Here is a 26,078-nt window from a genome sequence, read left to right on the forward strand (position 1 = left end):
ATTACGCCACCTCAGTTCCTAGAATCTCATTTACAACACTTTTTGGAACAACCATCAAACGTTTGCGATTATAAAATGTATAGCCTCGTGAGACAAGTAATTCTCTTGCCTGATGAATGATATCATTCGCTGTATGAGGGCGATAGCCCATTTCAATTAATTCTTTGTTACTAATTAAATTATTGTCCATAGTTATCCTCCTTATTTATTTTCTAAATTCAGAAACTCGCCTACAAGTAGTTGTAATTCTGTATTTAATTTAGGGAGATTCTGTATTAATACTTCTTTTAATTCTTCCGCAAATTGGTTCGTTTCTTCTCTCAATAGTTTGCGGACTCTTGTTTTTTTCTTTTTGATGCTATCTGATTTTAAATTTGGAAAAGCCAATGACAACAGTTCAGGATTGTTGAGAAAGATAATTGTAAATGCTCTTTGCTCCACTCGAATATGTTCTAGCTTATAAAATCCGAAATTATCAAGTCGATTCATAACATCTTGGACCATCTCCTCACCAATCGCTTTGGTTCTGAGTTGGAACTCTAATCTCCACCAAAACGGATTTACATCCAAATCTAGCTTCTCTTCGCGCTTGTGAACAATGATTTCTTTATTCTTATCATATAACCTAACTTGTACATTACTACCGCTAGAACCCCAATATTTCGTCTCTAATTCACCCCCTCTACCATAGAAGGCCTTATGGGTAACACCACCTTTAATATGTTGCAAATTAACGATTTCAGGATTGTTGAAAATGTCAAATGCCAAATCAAAACGTGACAAACGTACTGTCAATGAATTCAATCTAGCAAAGTACATTAATTGCCTCCATACTTTCCTTCCATCAAATTCTTTTAAAGTATTAGGATTGAAATCAATTCGAATCAATTGTTCACCTCCATAAGTGGATAATTGAAAAAATATAATATTGATCGAATCATACTCATTAAAAACTTTAGCTAAAGTAAAGACATCATCTCGTACGTTATCATGTATTTCAAATGAATCAACTCTTGTACTTATTGCCTGTTTCAGATTTTTAAAAATTTGTCTTAGGGAACCAATGTCTGTATCCCAGATAACCGTTAATCTATCAATACTGACATCTAACCGCTGTACTAATTCTCCTACATCACATCGTTCTTGAATACTTCTTAAATCTTGTATAGAAACCAACAAAATTGTCCCCCCTTCTTTTAGATTTTTTAGGTTTCAGAAACACCGTCAAATCAACGATTGCTCGTTCCGTCGTTCTTTGGGCGTTGCCCTAAGTGTCCCTTTTTGCTGGCTGTTAGAATAGCCAGCTTTTGCTTGGCTAGAAATTGTCTGGACGGCAGTCTTCGGGACTTCGCCTGACTTCCCGTCAGGCTCGCCCTTGTCCTTGTCCACACAATTTCTAGCTCTAAGGCTTCGAATAGTCATAAGTCATCGTCTTGTCCTCAACTTCTTCCCCACTCACCAATCCTAAACTTACGAGCTATTTTTTTGTATTATTTATAACTTATTTATAAGTTATAAATATATTTTATAAAAAATATTTTAAATAGTCAACTAAAAACTTGATTTGTAAGTTTATAGGTGATAAAATAAGTTAAAAATAAAAGAATAGGAGTTTTCCATGACCTTTATTATTCAAAATTTTGGACCCAATTTGGCACGCCTACGCATAGAAAAAGGAGTAAGTCAAACTCAACTAGCTGAAGATTTAGGAATTGGTAAACAGTCCATCTCTGATTACGAAAAACAAAAAAGCTATCCTACCTTTGCAAATTTGGATAAGATAGCAGAATATTTTAATGCAACTCCAACCCAACTCTTTGGAACGAGTAAAGAGATTGAGTTAGAAAAGAGTGTTCTTGAATCTAATGAATACTCTGATAAAGTAAGTGAGATTTTAAAAGCTGTCAAATACATCGAAGATTTTCTAGAAACTGATGGACAGTACTTAGAGGATTTACTTTACTTAACAAGAGGCAACCAACTATACACAGAAGATGGAGATGAGTTGTATATTGATCCAACTTCTCAGAAAAGAACACTTCATAACCAATATGAACCTGGTTTTATTGTAGCAAGGGATAAATCTCCACTAGAACTCTTAATTGAAAATAAGGAATTGTTTGATAAATAGAAAAAGCGAGGATAACCTCGCTTCAGATTGAAGTTAAAATCTTTAGAAGACACTTTTATAAGGACTTTGTCTTCAATCTGTGAAAAGGAGTGAAAACTCCTTTTCTTTTTGTAAGTCAGACTGAAACTTCCAAATTGTTTATTTGTTTTATTGACATTTTCTATAAAAATAAGTACAATAGTTTTATTAGCAAACTATACTATATAGGGGGTATTGAAATGAAATTTTCTAATCGTTTACTGCTATTCCTTGCAGGAGTTGTTTTTGTCCTTTTAGGACTTTTCCTATTTACAAACCCAGTAGCTAATCTTGTTGCTTACAGCTGGTGGATTTCATTTGGTTTACTGGTTTCTTCTATAGCAGCTATTTTAGGCTATTTCTCTGCACCAAAAGAGCTTCGCTCACCTGTTTATCTTTTCCAAGGATTTGTTAGTCTTCTCTTAGCTCTTTACCTCGTTGCTTATGGCTTTGTGACCCTGCCGGTCGTCATTCCGACCATTGTAGGAATTTGGTTAATTGTAGAAGCCATTATTGCTTTCTTTAAAGGCAATCGTCTAGGATTGATTTTCCCTATTATTGGTAGCAATATCACGTGGGTAGCCTTGCTTGAATTTTTACTAGGTCTAGTGATTCTGTTCAATCCAGTGGCTACAGGTGTCTTTGTCGTTTATGTCATTGCCTTTGCATTTTTAGTTACTGGCTTCACCTACATTATTGAGGTCTTTCGTAAATAGTCTAGTTGCTATTTCTATCGCATTCAAAAAAGCTGGGAAATCATATTCTCAGCTTTTTTGTCTCTTTAATTATCACTTTTTCGCATTCCATTCTGCGTAGAATTGCTCCAAGTATTCTTCCAAAAAGTGATGGCATAGTGCTCTAGCATTCGATAAGTTGCAATAATAACCGGTCGAGAACGGGGCATCGACTCAATCATACCGAAAATAAAAGAGCGAATGTTATCTGCAAAAAGAAAGCTTAGATTCTTTGCGATTTCAACAAAAAAAGCACTGTTTGTACTGACCCCAAAAAGTTAGACAAGTAATTTAAGTGAAGGATTTAGTTCTGTATTTCACAGGACTAATGTAAGTGGCTCATTTGGACTATCCTCCTGTTTTGTTTTGTCACTTACAGTATAGTCCTTTTAGGCTTTTCTTGTATTTTGAGTTTAACTAGCACCACGGGTATTATTTTTCCTTTTACTTACCAGATAGAAGTTAAAACTTAATTGAAAAGAACCATTTAATTTAACTAATGAGAGAAATTTTCGAAAAAAAATTAACAGACTGAAGAGACTGAGGTAATTAGGAATCGGTAAACAGTCCATCTCTGATTATGAAAAACAAAAAAGCTATCCCACCTTTGCAAATTTAGATAAGATAGCAGAATATTTTAATGCAACTCCAACTCAACTTTTTGGAACGAGTAAGGAGATTGAATTAGAAAAGAGTGTTCTTGAATCGAATGAATACTCTGATAAAGTAAGTGAGATCTTAAAGGCTGTCAAATACATCGAACATTTTCTAGAAACTGATGGACAATACTTAGAGGATTTACTTTACCTAACAAGAGGCAACCAACTATACACAAAAGATGGAGATGAATTGTATATTGATCCAACTTCTCCGAAAAGAACATTTCATAACCAATATGAACCTGGTTTTATTGTAGCAAGAGATAAATCCCCACTAGAACTCTTAATTGAAAATAAGGACCTATTAGATTAAATAAAAATAGCGAGGATATGAACTGCACCCCAAAAGTTAGACAGAAAAAATCTAACTTTTGGGGTGTTTTTAATCATTAAATATAAGCCAACTATCTATTTTATCTTTCGGTTTTTCCCAACTTGCAGTAACACGTATTCCTTTCATTTCTGTACTGGAAATACCTAATTTTCCGCCTTTTCCTAATAAATATAATGTATATTGCGAATCAGTATTTGCTTCATAAGAACCCTTGATAAATTTTTCATCTGTACTAACTTTCCAAGCATCTAATCTAGGAATACTAATTTTTATATCTGTTTTTTGAGCAGCTATATCCAATGATATTTCTCCTTCTTTAATTTCCCTTATGCTTACTTCTTTATTTTCTTTTAAATCTATTTCCCCTGACTTTGCTATGATTCCATCTTTAGATACTACAAAAACAATAGCTTTGTCTTGTTTTTCTTTGACTAGATCTTTTGGAAAATAAAATTTTTCTCCATTTGTTCTATTCAAAATATATTTTTTCCCCATCGCAATACCCACTGTATCTATTTTTTCTTTTGTTTCATTTTTTACTGTAAATGCAACATCAATATCATCACTATTTCTGTTCATGTAAAAGAATAAACCACAAATACACAGTGCTATAACCGGTACTAATAAAGCAATCTTCTTTTTCATCTTAACACACCTCCCTTATAGCTGACTTTTCAATAATATAATTCTTATGTGCTACTTTTTCAAAGTCCTTATCATGACTTACAACTACGATCGTCTTACCTTCATCATTTAATCTAATAAGTGTATCGATTACAATTTTTTTATTCTCATAATCAAGAGAACCTGTCGGTTCATCCGCCAACATAATTTCAAACGGTTTTATCATATTTCTTGCAAGGGCTACCCTTTGCTGTTCTCCACCTGAAAGTTCATAAACCTTCGATTTTAATTTGTCTGAAATGCCCATTTTATTCAAGGCAGCTTCTATAAGATTTTTCTTATTTTTTTCTTGATTGTATTTGGCAGCAAGCATCATATTTTCCTCAACCGTCATTTTTTCCACCAAAGCAAAATTTTGAAATAAATAAGCAATTTTTTCTCTGCGTAATAGCTCTCCTACTTTAGGATCTTTTATAGGATCTCGATTTGAAAAACAGGTTACACTACCACTATCATAATTTTCTAATGTCCCAATTATATTCAAAAGTGTTGTTTTTCCTCCTCCACTCTTCCCAAAGATACAAACAAAATCTCCTTTATAAATATCCAAACTAATATTTTCCAAAATACTGTGTTCTCCATATTTCTTAGAGACATTTCTTAAGGTTATTTGCAATTCCTTTTCTTTTTGCATTTAACACCCCTCCTTTAACCTAAGTACAATGCTTCTTTCACTTTTCTTTAGTTGTAAAATTTCTATGCCAAAACATATAAAGCTTCCACAAATACCTATTATTAAACTAATCAAAAGTTTAGACATACTCCAACCATCACTAGGTATAAACTGTCCAACATAACTTGTTACTCCTGTTACCATAATAACCATAAATAAAGTAATAATACTTATGATATAACCAACGATATTTTCAATAATTTTCTTATGATGTATATCAAAAAATCCATATCCCAACAACCTAGAAACATCTATTCGTTGTCCATGATTATAAAAATATGTTTCTTTATCTATTTTTAATAACGTTGCTAAAATAACAATAGATAAGACAAGATCAATAACATATATACTTGCCTCCATCTTATATTCGTCTATTCTTGAAACTATATCATCGTAGACTGAGCTGATATAGAGTATAAACGGCTCAGATTCTGTTTCTTCAATTATGTCCTTCAAACTCTCGTATCCTCTACTAGGCTCTTTAACATATGGATGTAGCTGACCATTTACTAAAGATGATAGTTTGATTCCGTAATCTGGGAGTAATTCTTTCCCATTTACTGCTACCAAAACATAATTTTTCAAGTCTGCTTCATCAATTCTTTTGCCACTATCAAAAGAAAATACACTTTGATTATCTTTCAGCCTTACATATGTTTCTGTAATTGTACCTTGTTTTTTTATATTTTGAAAAATATGATCTTCGTGAATTTTTTCTTTGTCAAATTCAGTAATTTTAACATCTTCTGGAACAAAAACAATCCACTCATTTTCATGTATTTTATATTGTTCTATTTTATTCGTATCTTTATCTAAGAGATTAGCAATATGTAAATAATTTTTATTTACATAAGCATAATTGCCTTGAAACGGTTGTTGATTTAGATACTCCTCATCATCATTCTTTCCCTCTTTTCTAACGTTTGGGGCATTAAATAATATTGCTCCACTATCGTCCAAACTATTCCATAAGTTATTCAGCTTTGGAATAACAATTTCATGGAACTTATCATCATCTTTTGCATAACTCCAAGACCATGCACAAGCAATATTTGCATAATTCTTTGAGCGTTCCCAAGTTGGAATGTATTGTTTCATACTCAAGTAATCAGCGAGTCCTAAAATACTTACAATTGCTAAATAAAGAACCATAACAATCGACCCTGTTTTTATAAAAAAAGAACTTCTATGATAACTTCTTCTATAACCTTTCAATAAGGCAATAACATTAATTCCTTTTAATTTGAGATAAATCAATATAAACTCTATTGATATTAGCCCCCCTATTATAAAAGCAACTAAAATAAGTATTGTTTTCATTGATATCATAAATCCTAAAATATCACTAGGAGCAACTAAATATTCTATAATTCCAATCGTCAGTACAAGTCCCACTATTGCTGGTATTGCAAGAATATTTAAAACCTTAGCAATAGCTAAAGTTAATTTGTCGTATCCTAGTAAAATGGATATCGATAATTCCTTTGAAAGCATCCCATTATAAATAATTAGACAAAAGACAGTAGCTACAAATATAATAAAAACCGTAAGCATATATAGATATGCTTGTTTCTTTGTGAATTGACTAGAAACAATAAAATCCGGATTAACAACGACTTCTGTTTTTAATTTTTCATTTTGATTTATTTCTTCAATAAACTTATTAATATTTACTTCCGTACCTCTTACATGATAATCCCCATTAACTTTTTCCTTGCTGACGTTTTCAAAAGGAATTAAGCTTATATCTTTTGACGTGAGCAAACTCATTGATTTTACATTCTCAAAATCATTCAATTTGTCTTTGCTATCAGCAATAGATATATTTCTAAAAGATTTCTTGAACCATTCAGAATCATTTAGATGAATGTAAATCTTTATTTTTTGTTTATCAAATCTACTATTCTTAGGAATATATTCTTCCTTTATGAAGCTTAAATCATTTTTATTGGCTATTTTCTGCAATTCAATTATTGTTTTATCAGCTATTTCTGGCTTTGTTACAATGTTTACAGTAGTATTAAACTCTTTTATGAATATATTTAAAAACATGCCGTCTGAATAGAAAAACTTTCCGATACCAATCACTATAATTAGTAAAATTACCAATATACCCACTGTTTTTTTCATTCTGCATCATCTCCAACTTTATAAAAATAGCGAGTATGAGTAATGCCATAATGCTAAAATAACAACGTGGCAACGCTCAAACTCATTCAACTATTTTTTATTTATTGTTATTTAACATCAGCCCAAGCCCTATTACCACTTAAAGCTTTTTCCCAAGAAGCTTCTGCTCTACTTCCAGAGCTTGTACAACCCGAATAAGAGAATTGACCACTAGCACCTTGTACTGTAGTTTTATGTGTTTTATTATTGTGATCGTATTTAGACCAAACATATCGACTACCTACACCATGTCTCCATTTTCCACCTAAAAAACTTTTCCATCCGCTATCATAACTGAACAACTTTGGCTGAGTATAATCTTCTTCAAATACTTTAACTTTTTGTAAAATTTTTCTTCCGAATAAAGTTTTCAAAAACTCTACTCAATCTCCGTTCCTATACCTATGAGGATTATTGTAATTCATAAAACTCCACCTCTATTTTATATATTTATAATCACAGATGATTATTCAAATTAATAATTCCATTCAAATATAAAAGAGCTATCCTTACTTATATTATAGAATAGCTCTTTGCTTTATACTTAACGGTATCTTTGAATAATTCTTGCGTTTTCTTTGCGATTTAATTTAATCTATATGGAAGTATTACTTTAGCACAAACTCTTTTATTCTCCTCTCCAATTTCAAAATTTCCACCCAAGTGTTTTACAATGTCACTTACAATTGTAAGTCCAAGTCCCGATCCATTATTGCTTATTCGTCTTGATAAATTTCCCCTATAAAACTTTGAAGTAACCATATTCCAATTCACATTTAAATTTGGAGAAACATCGTTTATAACACTTATTTTTAACATTCCATTAATTTCCTCAACCTTTATATTTATGCTTGTTCCTTTCACAGAATAATTAACTGCATTTGTAATCAGATTCTCCATTATTCTAAGTAAAAGTTGTGGTTCCGTTTTAATCTTACTGTTTTCCAAATTTAAAAACTCCAAAATTAAAAGATGATCTTTTATAGATAAACTTTTTTCTTCTTCCCACTGGCTAAAAAAAATTTTTATATCTACATCCATTAAATTTAGTGGAATTTCATTTAAATTGAATTTTAAATATGAAAAAAAATCTTCACATAAACGATTTAAATATTTTATGTTCTCATATATAACATCAACAAACTTGTTTTTTTGTTCTTCAGAAAGATTTTTTTCGTCTTTTAATAGTGTTATATAACCTATCATATTCGCAAGAGGAGTTTTTATATCATGAGCTAAATACGTTAGAAGATCTGTTTTTTCTTTATATACCAGTTCATACTCCTTTTCAAGTTCTTTTTGGTAATTATGAAGTTCTATAAACAAATCTCGTTCCTTTGATAATGACTCATGAAATGGTATTAAATCTTTATCTTCACTTCTAAGATAATTTAGGCCAGACTCAAAATATTGATTATATACATAAAACCTTTTTTTCTGTATTATAAATGTTCCTATCAATATAGTAAGCGCCCCTAGTAAAAGTATTATATATTTACCTATTTCAAAATAAAAGGAAGCAAATTTATCTAATGGCAATTCTGGATTTACACTGTCAACAAAAAAATTATCCATTATTTTGTAAATAATGAAAAATAGGATTGTACTTAAAAATATCCATAGTATTTGATAAATAATACCTTCCACAAAAAAACTTTTTTGCTTACCCATTGATTTTATACCCCACTCCCCAAACGGTTACTATGACTGATTTTAACCCAATCTTTTCAAACTTACTTCTAATTCTTCTTACATGAACCATAACTGGATTAACTTCATTTTCTAACACCTTTTCACCCCATATTTTATAGTGTATATCATCCATATTATACACTTTACCAGGTTCTTCCATAAGCAACCACAAAATATCAAATTCTTTTGGTGTTAGTTCAATCTCTATATTACCATAGTAAACTTTATGTGTTTTAATGCTAATCTTTAAATTATTAACTTCTCTATCACAATTAATTGTATTTACAATATTTTTTGTAAATACATAACTTCTTCTAAAATGAGAATTAATTCTCGCAATCAATTCAGATGGTTCAAACGGTTTTACGATATAGTCATCTGCACCTATATTCAATCCTTGCACTCTATGAAAAGAATCTTCTAAGGCAGTAAGCATAATGATTGGCATAGTGGACGTTTCTCTTATCTTTTTGCATATTTCAAATCCATTTATATCAGGAAGTAAAATATCCAATAATATCAAGTCATATTTATTTTTTTCAAATTCCTCTAACGCCTCTTTTCCAGTATGAAAAATGCTGATTTCCCAATTCTCTGATATTAAATAAATCTTTATAAGCTCAGCTAAGTTAGTATCATCTTCTACAAGCATTATTTTCATTTCAGTCATTCATTTCCACCCTCCTTAAAACTAAATACATCATTTGGAGTACATTCCAATGCATTACATATTTTTTCCAAATTTTTAAGTGTGATTGGCTTATTTTTTCCCATCTGTGCCATGACATTAGTTGTAATCTGTGCAATAACAATAACTTCTGTTTTCTTTAATCCCTTTTTGGCGAGTTGTATCCACAAGGGTTTATAATTTAATGCTATGCCGTTTCCTCTTTTCTTTAGATATAATTTTTATGTGTATTATACCATAACCATTGAGTACACTCAATTTTTATTTGAGGATTTGGTTTCATACTGATTTTTATTTATAACAACACTATATATCTAGTATGGCATAATCATTAGGTATTATAGGTTTTTCAAACCAAATTAGAAACCTTTATGAGTCATTCGATTTTGCCCCACTTTTGCCCCATTTTTAAATCATGACATTGAAAATACCTAAAAGTATTTCCCTAAAATCACTTATATTTCAATATTTTTAATTACTTTCAATATAAAAATTTCTTATAAATTCATAACAAGAGGCAACCAACTATACACAGAAGATGGAGAAGAGTTGTATATTGATCCAACTTCTCAGAAAAGAACATTTCATACCCAATATGAACCTGGTTTTATTGTAGCAAGAGATAGATCCCCACTAGAACTCTTAATTGAAAATAAGGACCTATTAGATTAAAAAAAGCGAGGATATGTACTGATCCCAAAAGTTAGATTTTTTCTGTCTAACTTTTGGGGTGCAGTACATTTTCAACTCTCTTATTTATTTTCTTATCTCACATAATTACTTCACATATCCAGGCTCATCAAATTCATTTTTTTCAATAACATATGCCACATTTGCATCCTTATTGATCAAAGAACATATATCTATTAAACTACAAAAGCTCTCTGACCGCAAAATTCCGTTAATTTACAACCTTATTCCTACTTTCTATTTTACTTTTCTGACAGATAAGATTATAATAAGAAGTATTTATTTTCGGAGGTTTTTATGTCATTTCTATCAAAAAATTGGGCAGGACTGTTAGTCTGTCTGATCATTTCTATCATCTCTTGGGTTTTAGGAGGCTTTCTGCCTGTTGTGGGAGCACCTGTTTTCGCCATTTTTATCGGAATGATTCTCTACCCCTTTCTCACTTCCTATAAACAACTGGATGCTGGTTTGACTTATAGCTCCAAAAAATTGCTTCAGTATGCTGTTATCTTACTTGGTTTTGGACTCAATATCTCTCAAGTTTTCGCAGTTGGAAAATCTTCCCTTCCTGTCATCCTTTCGACTATTTCTATCGCTTTAATTATTGCTTTCTTTTTCCAACGATTTTTTAACATGGATACAAAGCTAGCTACCTTGATTGGGGTAGGCTCTTCTATCTGTGGCGGTTCTGCCATTGCAGCGACTGCTCCTGTTATTCACGCCAAGGAAAAAGAAGTAGCCCAAGCCATTTCTGTTATCTTTTTCTTCAATGTCTTGGCAGCTCTTATCTTTCCAACTCTAGGTTCTTGGCTCCATCTCTCCAACGAAGGTTTTGCTCTCTTTGCGGGTACTGCGGTCAACGATACTTCCTCTGTAACAGCCACAGCTAGCGCCTGGGATAGTCTGTATCATACCAATACTCTAGAATCTGCAACCATTGTCAAACTGACTCGTACCTTAGCTATTATCCCTATTACTCTCTTCCTCTCCTATTGGCAAAGCCGTCAACAAGACAACAACCAAGGAGTAAAGCTTAAAAAAATCTTCCCTGTTTTCATTCTCTACTTCATCCTAGCTTCTCTGCTAACTACCGTCCTTACTTCTTTTGGTGTTAGCAATAGCTTCTTTTCACCTCTCAAACAGCTCTCCAAATTCCTCATCATCATGGCTATGAGTGCTATTGGTCTCAAAACTAACCTCGTTGCTATGATCAAATCCAGTGGAAAATCCATTCTTCTTGGAGCCCTTTGCTGGATCGCTATCATCCTGACTAGTCTTGGCATGCAATTACTCATCGGTATTTTCTAAGAAAAAAGGGAGCCTAAAGGCTACCTCAGAACGTAGACAAACGTCATTTTTGGCGTTTGTCTTTTTGTATCTTCAAAGATATTTTGTCTTATCATCTACTATTCCATCCAAAAATCTGATTTAAAGCAAAATAAAAAGGGATATTCCCTATCCATTTCGATAATTTTTTCATTAATTTGTTTTTCCATTTTATCCTCCGATTAGTCTCGCACTGATATTTATTGATAATAACACTATATTTCTAGTATAGCATAATCATTAGATATTATAGGTTTTCAAACCAAATGAGAGTCATTCGTTTTTGCCCCACTTTTGCCCCATTTTTAAATCATGACATTGGAAATACCTAAAAGTACTTCCCTAAAATCACTTATATTTCAATATTTTTAATTACTCTCAATATGAAAATCCTTTCCAAATCCATGCAGGGGGCATCTAAATCAACAGGAAAAAGCCTTGATTTAAAAGGCTTTTTTGTATACATTAACGATTAATAATTGAGAAATAAATTGAACACAGTAAACAAATCCGATTCCTTCCACTCTATCAAACACCATCCCCATATTATCCCTCCACTTGTGGTATGATAGTAGAGTATGTTTAGGTGCCAAGCTACTTGAGCACCTCCGTGCTAAAAGGAGAACGAATATGAAAATCGCATGGAATGAAATTAAATACCAGCCCAAGAAGTTTATCCTGATTGAACTCCTCATTACCATTCTCATGTTTATGGTGGTGTTTTTGTCCGGACTGACAAATGGACTGGGCCGTTCGGTATCGGCCCAAATCGATAACTATGGGGCCATGCACTACATCCTTTCGACGGATTCAGAAGGGATTATCCCCTTTTCAACCATTACGGCGAAAGATTTAGATGAGGTCCAAAAGATAGAAGGGATAGACTATTCTGGCTTGTCCATCCAGCGGGCAACCGTCTCAAAATCAGAGGATTCCAACACCCTGGACATCACCTACTTCGCGACCGATCTCAATGAAAAAGAGATCCTCAATCCAATTATGGAGGATACCGACCTCAAGATCTCCGACTTACAGAAAAACGAGGTCATTTTGGACCATTCTTTCAAAGAGGATGAGGGAATCCAAGTCGGTGATCAAGTGATTGATAAAACCTCTAAGCAAAAACTCAAGGTCGTGGCTTTCGCAAAAAATGCCAAATACGGCTATAGCGAGATTGGTTTTATCAGCTCGGAGACCTACACAGGCATGCGGCAAAAAACAGATCCAAGCTATCAATGGCAAGCCCAAACCCTTGTGACCAAGAAGAGCATCACTTCTAACGATCTAGCCAGCAACTTAATGGTGGCGGATAAGAAGCAAGTGATCGATAAAATCCCTGGCTACAAGGCTCAAAACCTGACGCTACGGATGATCACGTGGGTGCTACTACTCGCTTCTTCTGCCATTCTTGGGGTCTTCTTCTATATCCTCACCCTGCAGAAGTTGAAACAGTTCGGTGTCTTGAAGGCCATTGGCATGTCCATGAGCCAGATTACCTATGTCCAACTATCCCAGCTCACCATCATCTCCCTCATCGGAGTACTGCTGGGACTTGGCTTGGCAACTATGATGGCGCCATTTTTACCTAATAGCGTCCCTTCCTTTATGACCCTGAAGGACAATCTCACCATCTCGATTAGCTTTATCCTGACCTCTATTTTGTGTGGTGCCTTGTCCCTTGTCAAAATCAAAAAAGTAGATCCAATCGAAGTCATTGGTGGAAATGGAGAATAAGATGGCCATTATCGCATTAGAAAATATCAGAAAATCCTACGCCGATGGCAACCAGATGCACCATGTCCTCAACCAGCTGAATTTAAGCGTCGAACCTAACGAATTTGTCGCGATCTTGGGCCCTTCAGGATCTGGTAAATCCACTCTCTTAGCCATCGCTGGCTTGCTTTTATCAGCGGATGAGGGGAGGATTCGCATCGCAGGCCAAGACTTGACCAGTCTCAACCAAAGTCAGTGGACGCAAAAACGGCTGGAATTGCTCGGCTTTATCTTCCAAGACCACCAGCTCCTCTCCTATATGAAAATTGGTGACCAGTTAGAACTGGTGGCCAAATTAAAAGGGGAAAAGGACAAGAAAAAACGCCAAGAGGAAGTCAAATCCTTGTTGACAGATCTTGGCATCGAAGCTTGTTACCACCAATACCCGAATCAGATGTCCGGTGGACAAAAGCAACGGGCAGCCATCGCTCGGGCCTTTATCGGAAATCCGCAGGTCATCTTAGCCGATGAACCAACGGCTAGCCTAGACCCAGATCGAGGGCAAGAAATCGCCCAATTGATCCAAAAAGAAGTCAAATCCAAAAACAAGAGCGCCATCATGGTGACCCATGACCGCTCCATCCTGACCTATGTGGATACCATTTATGAATTAAAACATGGCCAACTGCTAAAGGTTGATTAAATACAAACTAGCAAACAAGCATTTTTGAACTGTACCCCAAAAGTTGGATAGATAAAATCTAACTTTTGGGGTATTTTTGTGTCAATTTGCTTTTTGTTTCAGATCATTGTATAAGTTTTTCTAACCTTATCAAAATCTTCATTGATTAAAATTAATTTATTTGCGATACTTTTCAATCCATGAAACGGAAAAATCTACTAAACTACGCTGTTGCATTAATCTAGTATCGGCAATACCTATTTTCCCTATATTTGCATGACCTATTTCCTCAAACGCAATTCCTATGTCTTCAAAATCTTCTCCATCAACGAATAAGGTCTTATATGATTTCCATATACGAACACCATCTTCAAGCACAGCACTGTGTTCAATGCAGTCATGTTTCCCAGGATACTCTGCACGAACATCCGCTAGGTGTATAGAGGTGTTTTTATCATATCCAACCCCTATTAACAGTACTTTTGCATCAAGTTCATAGAGTTTTGCGATAGGTGATCCCTCCCCAAATATATTTGAAAGAGTATGTTCCTCTGTAATATATTCAGCATGTTTCCCCCATGCACAAATTGATCTTGCTGGATGCTCTGTTCTGATGCTACCTGGCCATTGACGAAACATTTCTGCAACAGCTCCCATTGTATTGGTTGGCGTTATCTGCTTATCATATGCTGGCCAATTCTCTCTAATTTTTTCCCAGTCTGACTCCTCTGCATTCCAGTGCACACCTGTTTCCGGATCTAGATTTTTCCATGACTGCGTGGGCATCACAATGGTTCCTTCAGAAGTAACGACTTCAATTAGAGCTTCTATCACAGCCTGTGCTCCTCCACATACATATCCAATACTTTTTAACGATGTATGTACAATGACTGCATCTCCTTTTTTCAGGCCAAGGTCTGTTAAGCTCTGTACGATATCTTTTTTATATATTGTTTTCATAGTTTTTTCCTCTTTTCATCAAATAATAATCGGGTAGCATTTCTCCTCAATGTAAGTTTCCACTTCTTCAATCGTCAGTTTTTCACTTAAGTTTTTGGCTAATTCCTGATATTTTCTATCTGAAACAACAGATGTCATTTTGTCACGAATTGGATCGCATTCAATACAAATACAAATGTATTGTGTAGGGTGGTTTAGGTATTACAGGGGTTTGAAAAGTAGCGTTACCCTATTTTAGTCAATATACCATTCTTTACACATTTTAATCTATAAATTATCATAACATAAAATGGATTAAACAATATGTACTAACAAAAAGTCAGTCACTTTATTTTTATGTATAATCAAGATAAGCTCTAGTTCAGTCTTAAATATATACCGTATTTTATTCCATGACCAAAAAACGAATTTCCAAATTAGTTTTATTAATAAGTATCTCTAAATTCTATTATTACAGGAAAACATCTAAAAATACAAACTAGCGAACAAGCATTTCTCTTGTTCGCTAGTTTTTTATTCTTGAGGATCTTTGGGCAGTTCCATACAGAAGCGCAAGCCCATAGCTGTTTTGTCAAATTGGTAGGCCAGTTCTTCATGGTCTAGCAAATGTTGGACCACGAAGAGTCCCAAGCCACCTTCCTTCTTCTGGTGGCTAGCGGTCATTGGCATCTCAGCGGTCTCTATCATTTCCTGACTGGTATTTTCAACCGCCAAGTGCGTCCCTTCTTCTTCGAGCCGGAGCTGGATCTCTCCACCGGCATCCGAATGTTTGACGGCATTACTAATGACATTTGAGAGGACCAATTTCAGAATGGCTGGGTCCATATAAACTGCTTTGTCAGGGATTTGGTTGTCAATCGTGAGCGCGCGGGATTGAGCCAAGACCTTGTACTGGTCGAGGATCTGCTCTAAGACCTGATCCAGCTGGATCCACTCCTTGTCTCCGGCCAATTCTTGGACAGAGGACAGGGACAGGATTTCTAGGACGATCTGGTTCATCTCATCGACGATATCGAGGGAGACCGACAGATAGCGGTCCCGGTCCTTGTAGCGACCGATCTTATCCCGCATATTTTCTAGGATAATCTTCAAGCTGGCCAGAGGCGTCTTGAGCTCATGCGAAGCTCCCCGTAGGAATTCCACCTTCATCTGCTCCAACTTCAGATTTTCCTGTTTCTGCTGCTCTAGATTGTCGATCACCTCTAAAAGATGGTGATAGAGGTCGTTGATCTGTTGCTTGAGAACGCCAATCTCATCCTGCGAATGAATGGGAAGACTAGCTGTCCGATCCAAGCGCTTCATCCGCTTGGTCATCTGCTTGATCTCAAGGATCGGAGCAGAAATCATGCGGGCATAGAGATAGGAGGCAATCAACGACAGAACAAAGGAAGCAAGGAGACTATAGGGAAGAAAGCCCAGACTGATGTCCCGCGCTTCCTTTTGCGAATCGACAGTCGCTAAGAATTGCAAGGTTAAGTCTTTCCCTTCCTTGGTCTGAATCTTTCGCTCTTCAATGACCAGCGAATTATTCTGGCTATCAGGGTTCACGAGCAGGTCATCCTTGACCTCTAGGGCATTTTGTTTTTCCTTGCCCTTAATCGAGACCTTGATATCATTGGTCTTGGAATAAAGGTCGATGACCGACTCAATGGTCCCTTCTTCCTGGCCTTGGAAACTCTTGGCCAGAGCCTGTGATTTCTTCAAAATCGTCTGGCGCTGGGACTCGATATAGGTCGATGGAAAAATAAAGTAAACCGAAGCATGTAGAAGGATGACTAAGCTACTAAAAAGGGCAAAGGTGATCAGAAAGATTTTTGCAAAGATACTCCGTTTGGTCATGGTCTCTCCAATTTATAGCCGACATTACGTACCGTTACGATACAGTCCAGCTCTAGTTTTTTTCGTAGTTCCTTGATATAGACATCGATCACCCGGTCAAAAGGAATCTCCTCCGTCTCCTTCCAGACGGCATCGAGGATCTGAGAGCGGGTCCGGGCCTTGCCCTCATGCTGGAGCAAGTATTCCAAGATTTCCAACTCCTTGGCATTCATGGAAATGGCTTGGCCTGCTATGCTGGCTGTGTAGCTCTCAAAATCCACCCGTGCCTCTCCATAGGTGAAGACCCGGGAAGGCTGGAGCTTTTTAAAAATGGCTTCGATACGGACCTTCAAGAGGGACAAGGAGAAGGGTTTTTCCAGATAACCATCTGCCAACTCTCCAAAGGCTGTCAACTTATAGTCCTCGTCATGGAAGGCCGTTAGCATCAGGACAGGGACTGAGCTGGTCTTGCGAATAGTCTTGAGGACTTCCAAGCCATTAAGGATGGGAAGCTGGATATCCAACAAGACTAGATCCGGCGTCTCCCTGTGAAAGAGGTCCAGGGCCTCCTGCCCATTGCCTGCTTCAAAGACCTCATAGCCACATTCCATGAGATAGTCGCTCATCCCTTCTCGAATCAGGACTTCATCTTCTACGATTAGTATCTTCATACACTTTCCTTTTTATCTAAGAAACTTCTACCTCCTATTATACCCTATTTCTATTTTAGGAAACAATCTCTTATTCGACATCCACCAAGAGTTCCTTTGGTTTCTTATGCAAGAGCCATTGAGAAGAAAGGATGGATACAAGAATCAAGAGAAGCCCACCGACCAAAACAATCACGAGCAATTGGCTCGGTTGGATGTCCATATGGATATCTGTCAGGGTCTTACTGAAGCTTTCCGCCTCAGCTCCTCCACCAAGGTTGGCTGCAGAGGATTCTTGAGCCATTTGTTTGGCAATGCCACTGGTGACGTTTTTGAGCACCGTATCTCCTACTGCTTTGGCAAGAAGACCTGCGACTCCATAGGAGAGGAGGAAGGCTGGAATGGAAATCATGACCAATTCTGCCACGAATTGTCCTGCAATCTGTACCTTAGAAAGCCCTAGAGCCAGCAAAATACCCACTTCTCTGCGACGGGCATTGAGCCACAAGACAAGGAGAAGGGTGAGAAGCAAGCTAGCAAAGATGAGACTACCGATAAACAAGTAGTTCGCCACTTGGAACATGCTGCTGATGGATTTTTGCAAGGCTGGGTAGTTGGAAGAGCTCTTAACCAAGTCAAAGTAATTCCATGGGATATCCAAGGCTTTGATTTTTTCGATCAATTTATCCAGATCCTGATCCCCTTTTGCAAAGAAGGTCGCATCCTCATAAGTAGCTGTTTGAACGGTATTGCCATAGAGTTTGGCAGCTGTATCCAAGTCAGAGATCAGCGTATCTTCATACAATTCTTGGGCGTAAGTTAGAGGAGCTTGGTTTTTCCCTGAGAACAGACCCTTGATGGTCACTTCGACAGTTTCATTAGCCCCTTTTTCATTGTCGGCATCGTATAGGTTGGACTTGAGGCGCACCTTATCGCCTACCTTGAGGCCATTCTTTTTCGCCAAATCTTCGTGCATGAGGATTTGGTTTTTGTCCTTATCAGTCAGGTGCTCCCCTTGGACCAGTTTGTAGGCCCCAGAGACAAACTTATCTTCTTTTGAAGAGTCATTGACCCCTGTCACCATCAAGGTATTCTTGAAGTGTTTAGCCCGCTCTGGAGATTGGTTTTGTAAGGTTTCTTCAGTCTCAATGATTTCGTGGTCTAGGATATCTGCGATGGCATTGATCCGCTTGATGGAGGAAGTGATCCCCTCTACCTGGCTGATTTTTTCGATATCTTCTCCTCTGAGATTCCCAGCTCCCCGAGGGGTTCCCGGATTGGTCCGGCGGTTGATCTGCATGGAGAAGCTATTGGTGATGGATCCCAGGCTTTCCGATGAAGCTTGTTGGGTCGCTCCCTTCATAGAGAGTCCGATCAAGCTCAAGGTCCCCATGAGGAGAATGATGGCAAAGAGCAAGAGAGACTTGGGCCATTTACGTGTGATATAAGCAAAAGCATTGCGCAACATAGCATTCCCTCCTTACTTGCTCTTCTCAACGAGGCTACGTCGACTCAATTCCAAGACCACATCGGAGGCCTCTGCCACTTCCTTACTGTGGGTGACGACGATGACACATTTTTGGCGTTCCTTGGCCAACTTCTTCAAAATAGCAATGATATCACCGGCTGTCTGTTCGTCTAAGTTTCCTGTCGGCTCATCTGCCAAGATGACAGGTGCTTCTGAGACGAGTGCACGCGCAATGGCCACCCGTTGCTGTTGCCCTCCAGATAGTTGGAGGACATTGCGTTTGATTTGCGTTTCGTCCAATCCCAATTCCAAGAGAATCTCTTTCCCAGCTTGTTTGTTGACTAGGCGGACATTTTCAAGTGGTGTCAAATAATCGATCAGATTGTAATTCTGAAAGACCAGGGAGACATGGTGCTTGCGATGGTAGCTAGACCCTTTGGTCTGGATGTCCTCCCCATCAAAGAGAACCTGCCCCTTCTTGGGATTGTCTAGACCAGCCAAGAGAGAGAGGAGGGTAGATTTCCCAGTTCCTGACTGACCGATAATACTGTAAAATGTCCCATTTTCGAACTGATAGTTCACATTTGAGAGGATATCTTCACTATAGCTTTGGTAACTATAGGCTACATTCTTGAGTTCTAACATATGTGTCATTTCTCCTTAACTCATTTTTGTTAATATTTCTTTTGGGGTCTTGCGCCAGATCATGCTGGTAGTTACACTGAGCGACAGAAGGATCAAGCACAAGAGGCTAGCATAAGCGATTCCTAAGGAAAGGCCTTGAGGGATTTGGTTGAGCAAGTCTAGGGTCTGCTGTTGACCGGTCTGTCCGACAAACTGTTCTAAGAAACGATGGCTGACCATCCGCCCGATGAGAAAGGCTGGGATCACCGCTAGTAAGGATACCAGCACCACCTCCAAGAGAAACTGTCCAAAGATCCGGCCCTTGCTCTTCCCAATGGATAAGAGCACCCCGATTTCATGGATCCGCTCCCGTGTCCAGAGACTGAGTAAGAGCGATAGGGCACCGGCTCCAGTCACTAGGAGGACGATCATCATGATCCGTACCAGGCCTTCTAAGGTCTGAGAGGATTCCCTCATCTGGTCAAAGGCCTTGCGATCTTCGACCACGCGCAGAGACTGCCAATCTAGATCCAAGCTTTTAACTTGCTTCAAGAGGGCATCGATTTTCTCAGGATCTTTGACTCCAAAGGTGACCTGGGTCACTTCTTGCTGACTGAGACCAAGAAGCTTAGTCGCATCCTCATAAGGGAGGTAGACTTGATTCTCACTCAGATCAGAGGTCATTCCTGTGAATTTTTCCTGTTTCTTACCCGAAAAGATCCCAACGATTTTAAAGGTTTGCTCTTTGGCAGGAGTCTCTCCCATCTGAAAGCTGGATAAGGTCAAGGAATCTCCGACCTTTAGCTTGTTCTTCTTAGCCAACTCTTGGTGGATCAAGATCTGCCCGCGAGCCTTGTCGGATAAGTGCTTGCCTTGCACCAGTTGGAAACTACCACTGCGGAAATCCAGGTGCTGGTCTGTCTTCTGGGTGAAGACAGCGCCTAGCGCTTGCTTGGCTTCCTGCCCCAAATCGTCTCGCTCCACCGACTGCTGTCCCGTCACCGCTTCTTTCCCAAGAATGCGAACGGGACTTTCATATTGGGGGACCATGGATCCTACCCCAGCTAGTTGCTGCACTTTTTTAGCTTCCTTCAGAGCAAAGGGAGCATTCCCCTGTTTACTGGTCAGAGCAAAACTGGTCCCAGCCGACTGCTTGATATGGTCCTCCAGTCTTCCTCCTACTTGCATCAGTGAAAAACAGAAATACAAGCAAGAGAGGATCAAGAGGAGAATCAGAAAGAGAACCAGATTCCTCGTTCTTTTTCGAGTAATATAGGCAATTGCCTGTTGTAAGAGCATGAACTCACCTTCCATTTCAAAGCCCACAGCAATGCAAAATGGGCGCTTTCATCATTTGTTATAGTTATTATAGAAAAGAAATGTGAAATGTTTATGAAATAGAAAAAAACTCCCCCAGAAAAATCTGGAAGAGCCTTAGCAAGGGGTGGATGAAAAAGTTTAATATGAAAAAGGTCGATAAAAATTAAGAATCAAAAAGTTTTAATTTATTCGATCAAGTTTTTGTCTTTAGACATGTATGTGGGAAGTATTCCCCCCTTGCTCTAGTGTAGAACATTTATCTACTTCCTATATTTTAACGCATCTTTGTTACAAAATAAAGGAATTTGTATTGCATTTTTGTTCCAAATATCGAACAGGCAGGTTACTTCAAAATACCAACTATCTATCCATCTGCTTCAAAGGTTTTTCTTCCCGTGATTTCACTATATGTAAACAAAAACCCGCACCTCAAATAACTGCTCTGATCCTCATCGGATTGATCTTAGTTTCTTCAAGAAAGGAAACCGATCTGTAGAAAAGACCGGCTTCAGAAAAATTTATTTCACAAACTTTTGTAATATATATAAATATGTACTCTCGCCCCCACAAAGATGAGATTAGAGTAAACAGTTCATCCAATGATAAGTCGAAGATTGAAATTATTCACCCATTCCCTTTGAGCAAGTAAGACGTTTAGCCAAACCTCCTGATAGCGGTTGGCGTCAAATGATTAGAGGTATAGTTTCAATCAAACACACAGGTTACGACAGAAAATAAAGAAGGCCGATAATGCCTTCTTTGTTTTCTTAGTAAGATGATTAGGTAGGCCGCAACAAAGCGGCTACCGTCCAATGATTCGGTGCTTTAGCACCAATCATTGGTATCAGATTACATCATCCCACCCATCATGCTTGGATCCATAGCCGGTGCTGCTGGAGCTGGTTCTGGTTTGTTGGCTACCACTGCTTCGGTCGTCAAGATAAGGCTCGCTACGGAAGCCGCATTTTGAAGGGCTGAACGGCTCACCTTCACTGGGTCGATAATTCCTGCTTCAATCATGTTGACCCATTCACCTGTTGCAGCATTGAAGCCTGTTCCGACTTCTGCATGTTTCAAGCGATCGATGACGATTGACCCTTCATATCCTGCATTGTGGGCGATTTGGCGTACAGGCTCTTCCAAGGCGCGAAGCACGATGTTGCGTCCTGTCGCTTCGTCCCCTTCCAATTCAAGGGTTTCAACTGCAGAAATAACATTGGCAAGGGCCGTACCACCACCGGCAACAATTCCTTCTTCAACCGCTGCGCGTGTCGCATTGAGGGCGTCTTCGATGCGGAGTTTCATTTCTTTCAACTCCGTTTCAGTTGCAGCTCCGACCTTGATGACTGCAACGCCACCAGACAATTTGGCCAAGCGTTCTTGGAGTTTTTCACGGTCAAATTCTGACGTTGTGGTTTCAATTTGTGATTTGATCACGGCCACACGGTTAGCGATAGCTTCAGGATTTCCTGCACCTTCTACAATGACTGTGCTATCTTTGTCCACTGTCACTTTACTTGCTTGACCGAGCGCCTCGATGGTCGCATCTTTCAACTCAAGACCGAGATCTTCTGTGATAACAGTACCACCTGTCAAGATCGCGATGTCTTCTAGCATAGCTTTGCGACGGTCTCCAAATCCAGGAGCCTTAACAGCTACGACATTGAAGGTTCCACGAATCTTGTTCAAGACAAGCGTTGGGAGAGCTTCTCCATCCACATCATCCGCAATAATCAAGAGCGGACGGTTGCTTTGAAGGATACTTTCAAGCAATGGCAGGATTTCCTGGATGTTTGACACCTTCTTGTCGGTGATCAAGATATAAGGATTTTCAAGGTCTGCCACCATTTTTTCATTATCAGTGACCATGTATTGAGAGAGGTAACCACGGTCAAACTGCATTCCTTCAACGACTTCCAACTCTGTTTCCATTCCACGAGATTCTTCAATCGTGATCACTCCGTCGTTGCCCACTTTTTCCATGGCTTCTGAGATGTATTCACCGACTTTTTCAGAGCGAGAAGAGACAGCCGCAACCTGGGCGATAGCTTCTTTATTAGCAACTGGAATGGCATTGTTTTTCAAGGCTTCAACAGCTGTTGCAACCGCTGCTTCAATCCCACGACGGATACCGATTGGATTCGCACCTGCTGTAACGTTCTTGATCCCTTCACGGACGATGGCTTGGGTCAAGACAGTCGCAGTGGTTGTTCCGTCTCCAGCGATATCATTGGTCTTCGAAGCAACTTCTGATACCAATTTGGCACCCATATTTTCGAAGTGGTCTTCCAATTCGATTTCTTTGGCGATGGTCACCCCATCATTGGTGATCAATGGTGACCCAAATGATTTTTCAAGGACCACATTGCGACCTTTTGGTCCCAAGGTCACTTTCACAGTATCTGCTAGGATATCCACCCCACGGACCATGGCTGCACGAGCATCTGATGAAAATTTAATTTCTTTTGACATACATCTTTCTCCTTTCTGATTCTTTAGGCTTCAACAATGGCAAGAATACTTGCAGTCCCAACAATCGTGTACTTCTCATCGCCGTCTTTCACATCAACGCCTGCATGATTTTCCACCAAGACCGTATCACCGACTTTGACACTTGGTGCTACCAACTCGCCACTGAGGGTCCGAACTCCCTCACCTACAGCGATGACTTCTGCTGTTTTGGTTTCAGCTTGACTTGCTCCTGCGATGACAAAGCCACCGACTGTTTGCTCTTTTTCTTCTACTTTCAAGACCACGCGGTCTCCTAATGGTTTTAACATGTCATTCCTCCGTTCTTGTATTTTAGCACTCTTCAACATCGAGTGCTAACTCATGTTTCTATTGTATCACTTGGTCAAAAATAGTCAAGAAAAAAACACCTCAATCTCTTCGAAGTGTTTTCGATTTCTAGCCAACCAAATTTAGTTTTTGTTGGTAAGCTTGGATGACTTTTTGTAAGTTGGCTCGACCACGATACATCCCATACCCCACTAGCAACATCCCTGCTATTCCAATCAGGGCGACCAAGCTACCTAAGATCAAAAATAGGAGGGAAGTCTTGTGAAAAAAATAAATCAGCAGTCCACCAATACTGGCCATGAGAAAGAGCACACTAAACCAGCGACCCAAGTTTTCCAACATATGGCGTTGGTAGCGAATTTCCGTCTCATACCCTTTTATTAATTCTTGTCTGGTGTGCATAGATGCCTCCTTCAATAAAAATTGAGAATGAAGTATTCGTAAAGGAGGTCACGTACTTCATTCTCAATGCTCCGGTTGCAATAAACTGTTTCCAGTTTTCTCTTAGTATTTGAGACCTGGATCAAAGATTCCAAGAGCTACCCCAGCTAAGGCGATGATGACTAAGAGAAGCATGACCTTGTTTGGTGAGACTTTCTTCTTCGCCATGAGCCACCAGCAAAGCGTGATAAAGGCAGCAGTCAAGAGACCTGGATAGACGCCATCAATCTTTTCTTGGATTTTAAGGAAGGCTTCTCCGTCAGCATTTTTGAATTCGAGGGCTGTTGTAACAGAGACCCAAGTCGCTGCTACGGCACCGATGACCATACCACCGACCACACTAATCGCTTTACGAAGGGCTTGTCCTTTTGGTCCTACAAGGAATTCAACAGCCTTGTCCCCTAAGTGATACCCTTTGAAGAAGGCGAAACGCATGCCTAAGTAGACCAAGAGGTTCCAAACGACGATATAGAAGAGAGCTCCTGCAATGTTTCCGCCTTTAGAAAGACCAAGGGCAATCCCGAGAAGTACAGGGATTAAGGTCCCAACAACCAAGGAGTCCCCAATCCCAGCGATTGGGCCCATCAAACCAGCACGCATCCCGTTGATGGTTTCGCCATCTACTGCTTCTCCATTGGCACGCGCTTCTTCCAAACCAGCTGTGATCCCTACAACCAATGATCCCAATTGTGGTTCCGTGTTGAAGAAGGCTGTATAGGTTTGCATAGCTTCTTTTTGTTCTTCTTTGGAATCATACATTTCTTCCACGATTGGAAGCATCGAAGTCAAATACCCAAAGGTTTGCATATGTTCTTGAGAGAAACAAGTCAAGTGACCATAATACCAATGATGGAATGCTTTGGTTAGCGTTTTCTTTGAAATTTTCTTTTTGTCAGCCATCTTAGATATCCTCCTCATCATCGTCAAAGTCATTTACTCCAGCAGGGACGACTTTCATTGTTTTAATCACTTCAAGTTCATAGTAGATCACTGCAAAGATCAATGAAACTACCGCACTCGCTACCAAGTTCAAGCCAAGAGATTTTGCCAAGGTAAATCCAACAAAGAATGGAATGAAGTCTCTCACTTCGGTAACGATTTGCTTCAAGAGGATGGCAATACCAACACATGGAAGAAGGGCACCGACTGTAAAGAGGGCTTTCATCCAGTAACCATCCATTGGAAGGTATTGTTTCATCAAATCCACCATGTTTTCACCGTATTTGGTGATAATCATGGTTGGAAGGAAGGAGAAGAGGAAGTGAGAAATCCATGGGTAAACCCAGTCAACTGCGTAGAGTTTTTTGAAGTTTCCCTCTTCAACGGCTTTCCAGCCGATATGTTGCCAAAGCAAGTTCATGGTTGCAGTACCGTAGAAAAGAACGGTACCGATAGTCCCAACGGCTGCACCGATTGGGGCTGCTGCCGCTGCAATTGCTGCCTCACCAGTAATATTGTTGGCATGAACAAATAAGATAGAAAGGGGAATTCCGATATAAGAAATAGCCCGTACATCGGCAGATACAGTTCCACCAGGTGTTACCAAAGCGATATAAACGACCTGAAGGGCAACCCCGACCATGATACCGGTTGTCACATCTCCAAGGATTAACCCTGAGATCAAGCCACCAACTAGGGGACGACCAAGTGTATAGTTCCCGATACTGGAACCACCCATACCAGGCATTGAAGACAAGCTGGCGAAAATACCAAGCAAGATTGCTTGAATCCATGAAATTGTCATAACAAACGCTCCTTTTGTTTGTAAGTATAGTTTAGTGACGAAGAGCTAGGATGCTCCCCTC

General features: G+C 38.6%; 27 protein-coding genes and 1 pseudogene. 7 read left to right on the forward strand and 21 right to left on the reverse strand.

From position 1 onward, the window contains the following. Position 1 precedes the first annotated feature (1 nt). Genes I2C87_RS07060 through I2C87_RS07070 form a run of 3 tightly spaced genes read right to left on the reverse strand, consistent with a single transcriptional unit; the run spans position 2 to position 1,422 of the window. Positions 2 to 190 carry a DUF3173 domain-containing protein gene (locus I2C87_RS07060; RefSeq protein ID WP_000369785.1) on the reverse strand — a complete coding sequence of 63 codons (189 nt, stop codon included), beginning with the start codon at positions 188 to 190 and terminating at the stop codon, positions 2 to 4. A gap of 11 nt (positions 191 to 201) precedes the next feature. Further along, positions 202 to 1,179, reverse strand: coding sequence for a replication initiation protein (locus tag I2C87_RS07065; protein ID WP_195324319.1), 978 nt, complete (start codon positions 1,177 to 1,179; stop codon positions 202 to 204). A gap of 45 nt (positions 1,180 to 1,224) precedes the next feature. Further along, on the reverse strand, positions 1,225 to 1,422 hold the full coding sequence (locus I2C87_RS07070) for a hypothetical protein (RefSeq protein ID WP_167470857.1): 198 nt from the start codon (positions 1,420 to 1,422) through the stop codon (positions 1,225 to 1,227). Positions 1,423 to 1,618: 196 nt separating this feature from the next. On the opposite strand from I2C87_RS07070, the gene I2C87_RS07075 reads away from it, so the two are divergent. The 3 genes from I2C87_RS07075 to I2C87_RS07085 all read left to right on the forward strand — a co-directional run bounded on the left by I2C87_RS07075 (position 1,619) and on the right by I2C87_RS07085 (position 3,855). Further along, the gene (locus I2C87_RS07075; RefSeq protein ID WP_002919839.1) at positions 1,619 to 2,131 is read left to right on the forward strand and encodes a helix-turn-helix domain-containing protein; all 513 of its coding nucleotides are present in this window, start codon (positions 1,619 to 1,621) and stop codon (positions 2,129 to 2,131) included. A 218-nt stretch (positions 2,132 to 2,349) separates the two neighbouring features. Next, positions 2,350 to 2,865, forward strand: coding sequence for a DUF308 domain-containing protein (locus I2C87_RS07080; RefSeq protein WP_125335713.1), 516 nt, complete (start codon positions 2,350 to 2,352; stop codon positions 2,863 to 2,865). Between the two features lie 573 nt (positions 2,866 to 3,438). After that, positions 3,439 to 3,855 carry a helix-turn-helix domain-containing protein gene (locus I2C87_RS07085; protein WP_195324387.1) on the forward strand — a complete coding sequence of 139 codons (417 nt, stop codon included), beginning with the start codon at positions 3,439 to 3,441 and terminating at the stop codon, positions 3,853 to 3,855. Positions 3,856 to 3,924: 69 nt separating this feature from the next. Here the strand turns inward: I2C87_RS07085 and I2C87_RS07090 are convergent, their stop codons facing one another. From I2C87_RS07090 to I2C87_RS07120, 7 genes are all read right to left on the reverse strand, one after another. After that, positions 3,925 to 4,521 (reverse strand): conjugal transfer protein, encoded by a 597-nt coding sequence (locus I2C87_RS07090; protein ID WP_195324320.1) that lies wholly within the window; start codon positions 4,519 to 4,521, stop codon positions 3,925 to 3,927. Between the two features lies 1 nt (position 4,522). Continuing rightward, entirely contained in the window at positions 4,523 to 5,194 is a 672-nt protein-coding gene (locus tag I2C87_RS07095) for an ATP-binding cassette domain-containing protein (RefSeq protein WP_195324321.1), read from the reverse strand. Next, the gene (locus I2C87_RS07100) at positions 5,195 to 7,363 is read right to left on the reverse strand and encodes a hypothetical protein (protein WP_195324322.1); all 2,169 of its coding nucleotides are present in this window, start codon (positions 7,361 to 7,363) and stop codon (positions 5,195 to 5,197) included. A 107-nt stretch (positions 7,364 to 7,470) separates the two neighbouring features. Next, the gene (locus I2C87_RS07105) at positions 7,471 to 7,776 is read right to left on the reverse strand and encodes a lactococcin 972 family bacteriocin (RefSeq protein WP_229046283.1); all 306 of its coding nucleotides are present in this window, start codon (positions 7,774 to 7,776) and stop codon (positions 7,471 to 7,473) included. Between the two features lie 211 nt (positions 7,777 to 7,987). After that, positions 7,988 to 9,073: a sensor histidine kinase gene (locus I2C87_RS07110; RefSeq protein ID WP_195324323.1), complete on the reverse strand. Its 1,086-nt coding sequence runs from the start codon at positions 9,071 to 9,073 to the stop codon at positions 7,988 to 7,990. Beyond that, a complete protein-coding gene (locus tag I2C87_RS07115; RefSeq protein ID WP_229046286.1) occupies positions 9,066 to 9,764 on the reverse strand; it encodes a response regulator transcription factor in 699 nt (232 codons plus the stop codon). Before I2C87_RS07115 ends, I2C87_RS07110 begins: the two co-directional genes overlap by 8 nt. Then, positions 9,761 to 9,973 (reverse strand): helix-turn-helix domain-containing protein, encoded by a 213-nt coding sequence (locus tag I2C87_RS07120; protein WP_195324391.1) that lies wholly within the window; start codon positions 9,971 to 9,973, stop codon positions 9,761 to 9,763. Before I2C87_RS07120 ends, I2C87_RS07115 begins: the two co-directional genes overlap by 4 nt. Before the next feature lie 259 nt (positions 9,974 to 10,232). Between I2C87_RS07120 and I2C87_RS07125 the strand changes: the two are divergent. From I2C87_RS07125 to I2C87_RS07140, 4 genes and pseudogenes are all read left to right on the forward strand, one after another. Next, positions 10,233 to 10,454: pseudogene (locus I2C87_RS07125) on the forward strand (XRE family transcriptional regulator); the annotation flags it as partial. A 315-nt stretch (positions 10,455 to 10,769) separates the two neighbouring features. Beyond that, positions 10,770 to 11,780, forward strand: a complete 1,011-nt coding sequence (locus I2C87_RS07130) for a YeiH family protein (protein WP_195324324.1) — start codon at positions 10,770 to 10,772, stop codon at positions 11,778 to 11,780. A 648-nt stretch (positions 11,781 to 12,428) separates the two neighbouring features. Continuing rightward, a complete protein-coding gene (locus tag I2C87_RS07135) occupies positions 12,429 to 13,532 on the forward strand; it encodes an ABC transporter permease (RefSeq protein ID WP_195324325.1) in 1,104 nt (367 codons plus the stop codon). A gap of 1 nt (position 13,533) precedes the next feature. After that, entirely contained in the window at positions 13,534 to 14,214 is a 681-nt protein-coding gene (locus I2C87_RS07140) for an ABC transporter ATP-binding protein (protein WP_195324326.1), read from the forward strand. 156 nt (positions 14,215 to 14,370) lie between these two features. On the opposite strand, the gene I2C87_RS07145 is transcribed toward I2C87_RS07140, so the two are convergent. The 11 genes from I2C87_RS07145 to I2C87_RS07195 all read right to left on the reverse strand — a co-directional run bounded on the left by I2C87_RS07145 (position 14,371) and on the right by I2C87_RS07195 (position 26,017). After that, positions 14,371 to 15,153 carry an aminoglycoside N(3)-acetyltransferase gene (locus I2C87_RS07145; RefSeq protein ID WP_195324327.1) on the reverse strand — a complete coding sequence of 261 codons (783 nt, stop codon included), beginning with the start codon at positions 15,151 to 15,153 and terminating at the stop codon, positions 14,371 to 14,373. Between the two features lie 513 nt (positions 15,154 to 15,666). Beyond that, the gene (locus I2C87_RS07150) at positions 15,667 to 16,992 is read right to left on the reverse strand and encodes a sensor histidine kinase (protein WP_195324328.1); all 1,326 of its coding nucleotides are present in this window, start codon (positions 16,990 to 16,992) and stop codon (positions 15,667 to 15,669) included. Then, positions 16,989 to 17,642: a response regulator transcription factor gene (locus tag I2C87_RS07155; RefSeq protein ID WP_195324329.1), complete on the reverse strand. Its 654-nt coding sequence runs from the start codon at positions 17,640 to 17,642 to the stop codon at positions 16,989 to 16,991. Before I2C87_RS07155 ends, I2C87_RS07150 begins: the two co-directional genes overlap by 4 nt. Positions 17,643 to 17,712: 70 nt before the next feature. Continuing rightward, the gene (locus I2C87_RS07160; protein WP_195324330.1) at positions 17,713 to 19,089 is read right to left on the reverse strand and encodes an ABC transporter permease; all 1,377 of its coding nucleotides are present in this window, start codon (positions 19,087 to 19,089) and stop codon (positions 17,713 to 17,715) included. Positions 19,090 to 19,101: 12 nt separating this feature from the next. Next, positions 19,102 to 19,734 (reverse strand): ABC transporter ATP-binding protein, encoded by a 633-nt coding sequence (locus I2C87_RS07165; RefSeq protein ID WP_009731296.1) that lies wholly within the window; start codon positions 19,732 to 19,734, stop codon positions 19,102 to 19,104. Between the two features lie 15 nt (positions 19,735 to 19,749). Next, on the reverse strand, positions 19,750 to 21,012 hold the full coding sequence (locus I2C87_RS07170; protein WP_195324331.1) for an ABC transporter permease: 1,263 nt from the start codon (positions 21,010 to 21,012) through the stop codon (positions 19,750 to 19,752). 870 nt (positions 21,013 to 21,882) lie between these two features. Then, on the reverse strand, positions 21,883 to 23,505 hold the full coding sequence (gene groL, locus I2C87_RS07175) for a chaperonin GroEL (protein ID WP_120701336.1): 1,623 nt from the start codon (positions 23,503 to 23,505) through the stop codon (positions 21,883 to 21,885). 23 nt (positions 23,506 to 23,528) lie between these two features. Further along, complete coding sequence (groES, locus tag I2C87_RS07180; RefSeq protein WP_048690539.1) at positions 23,529 to 23,813, reverse strand: co-chaperone GroES; 285 nt, start codon at positions 23,811 to 23,813, stop codon at positions 23,529 to 23,531. Positions 23,814 to 23,940: 127 nt separating this feature from the next. Then, positions 23,941 to 24,234, reverse strand: a complete 294-nt coding sequence (locus tag I2C87_RS07185) for a hypothetical protein (RefSeq protein WP_048690545.1) — start codon at positions 24,232 to 24,234, stop codon at positions 23,941 to 23,943. Positions 24,235 to 24,336: 102 nt separating this feature from the next. Further along, positions 24,337 to 25,191: a PTS system mannose/fructose/sorbose family transporter subunit IID gene (locus I2C87_RS07190; RefSeq protein ID WP_042361448.1), complete on the reverse strand. Its 855-nt coding sequence runs from the start codon at positions 25,189 to 25,191 to the stop codon at positions 24,337 to 24,339. Continuing rightward, positions 25,175 to 26,017, reverse strand: a complete 843-nt coding sequence (locus I2C87_RS07195) for a PTS mannose/fructose/sorbose/N-acetylgalactosamine transporter subunit IIC (RefSeq protein WP_048789492.1) — start codon at positions 26,015 to 26,017, stop codon at positions 25,175 to 25,177. The genes I2C87_RS07190 and I2C87_RS07195 overlap by 17 nt, the downstream gene beginning before the upstream one ends. Positions 26,018 to 26,078 lie beyond the last annotated feature (61 nt).

It is taken from the genome of Streptococcus sp. 1001283B150225_161107_H12 (assembly GCF_015552665.1).
Classification (GTDB): domain Bacteria; phylum Bacillota; class Bacilli; order Lactobacillales; family Streptococcaceae; genus Streptococcus.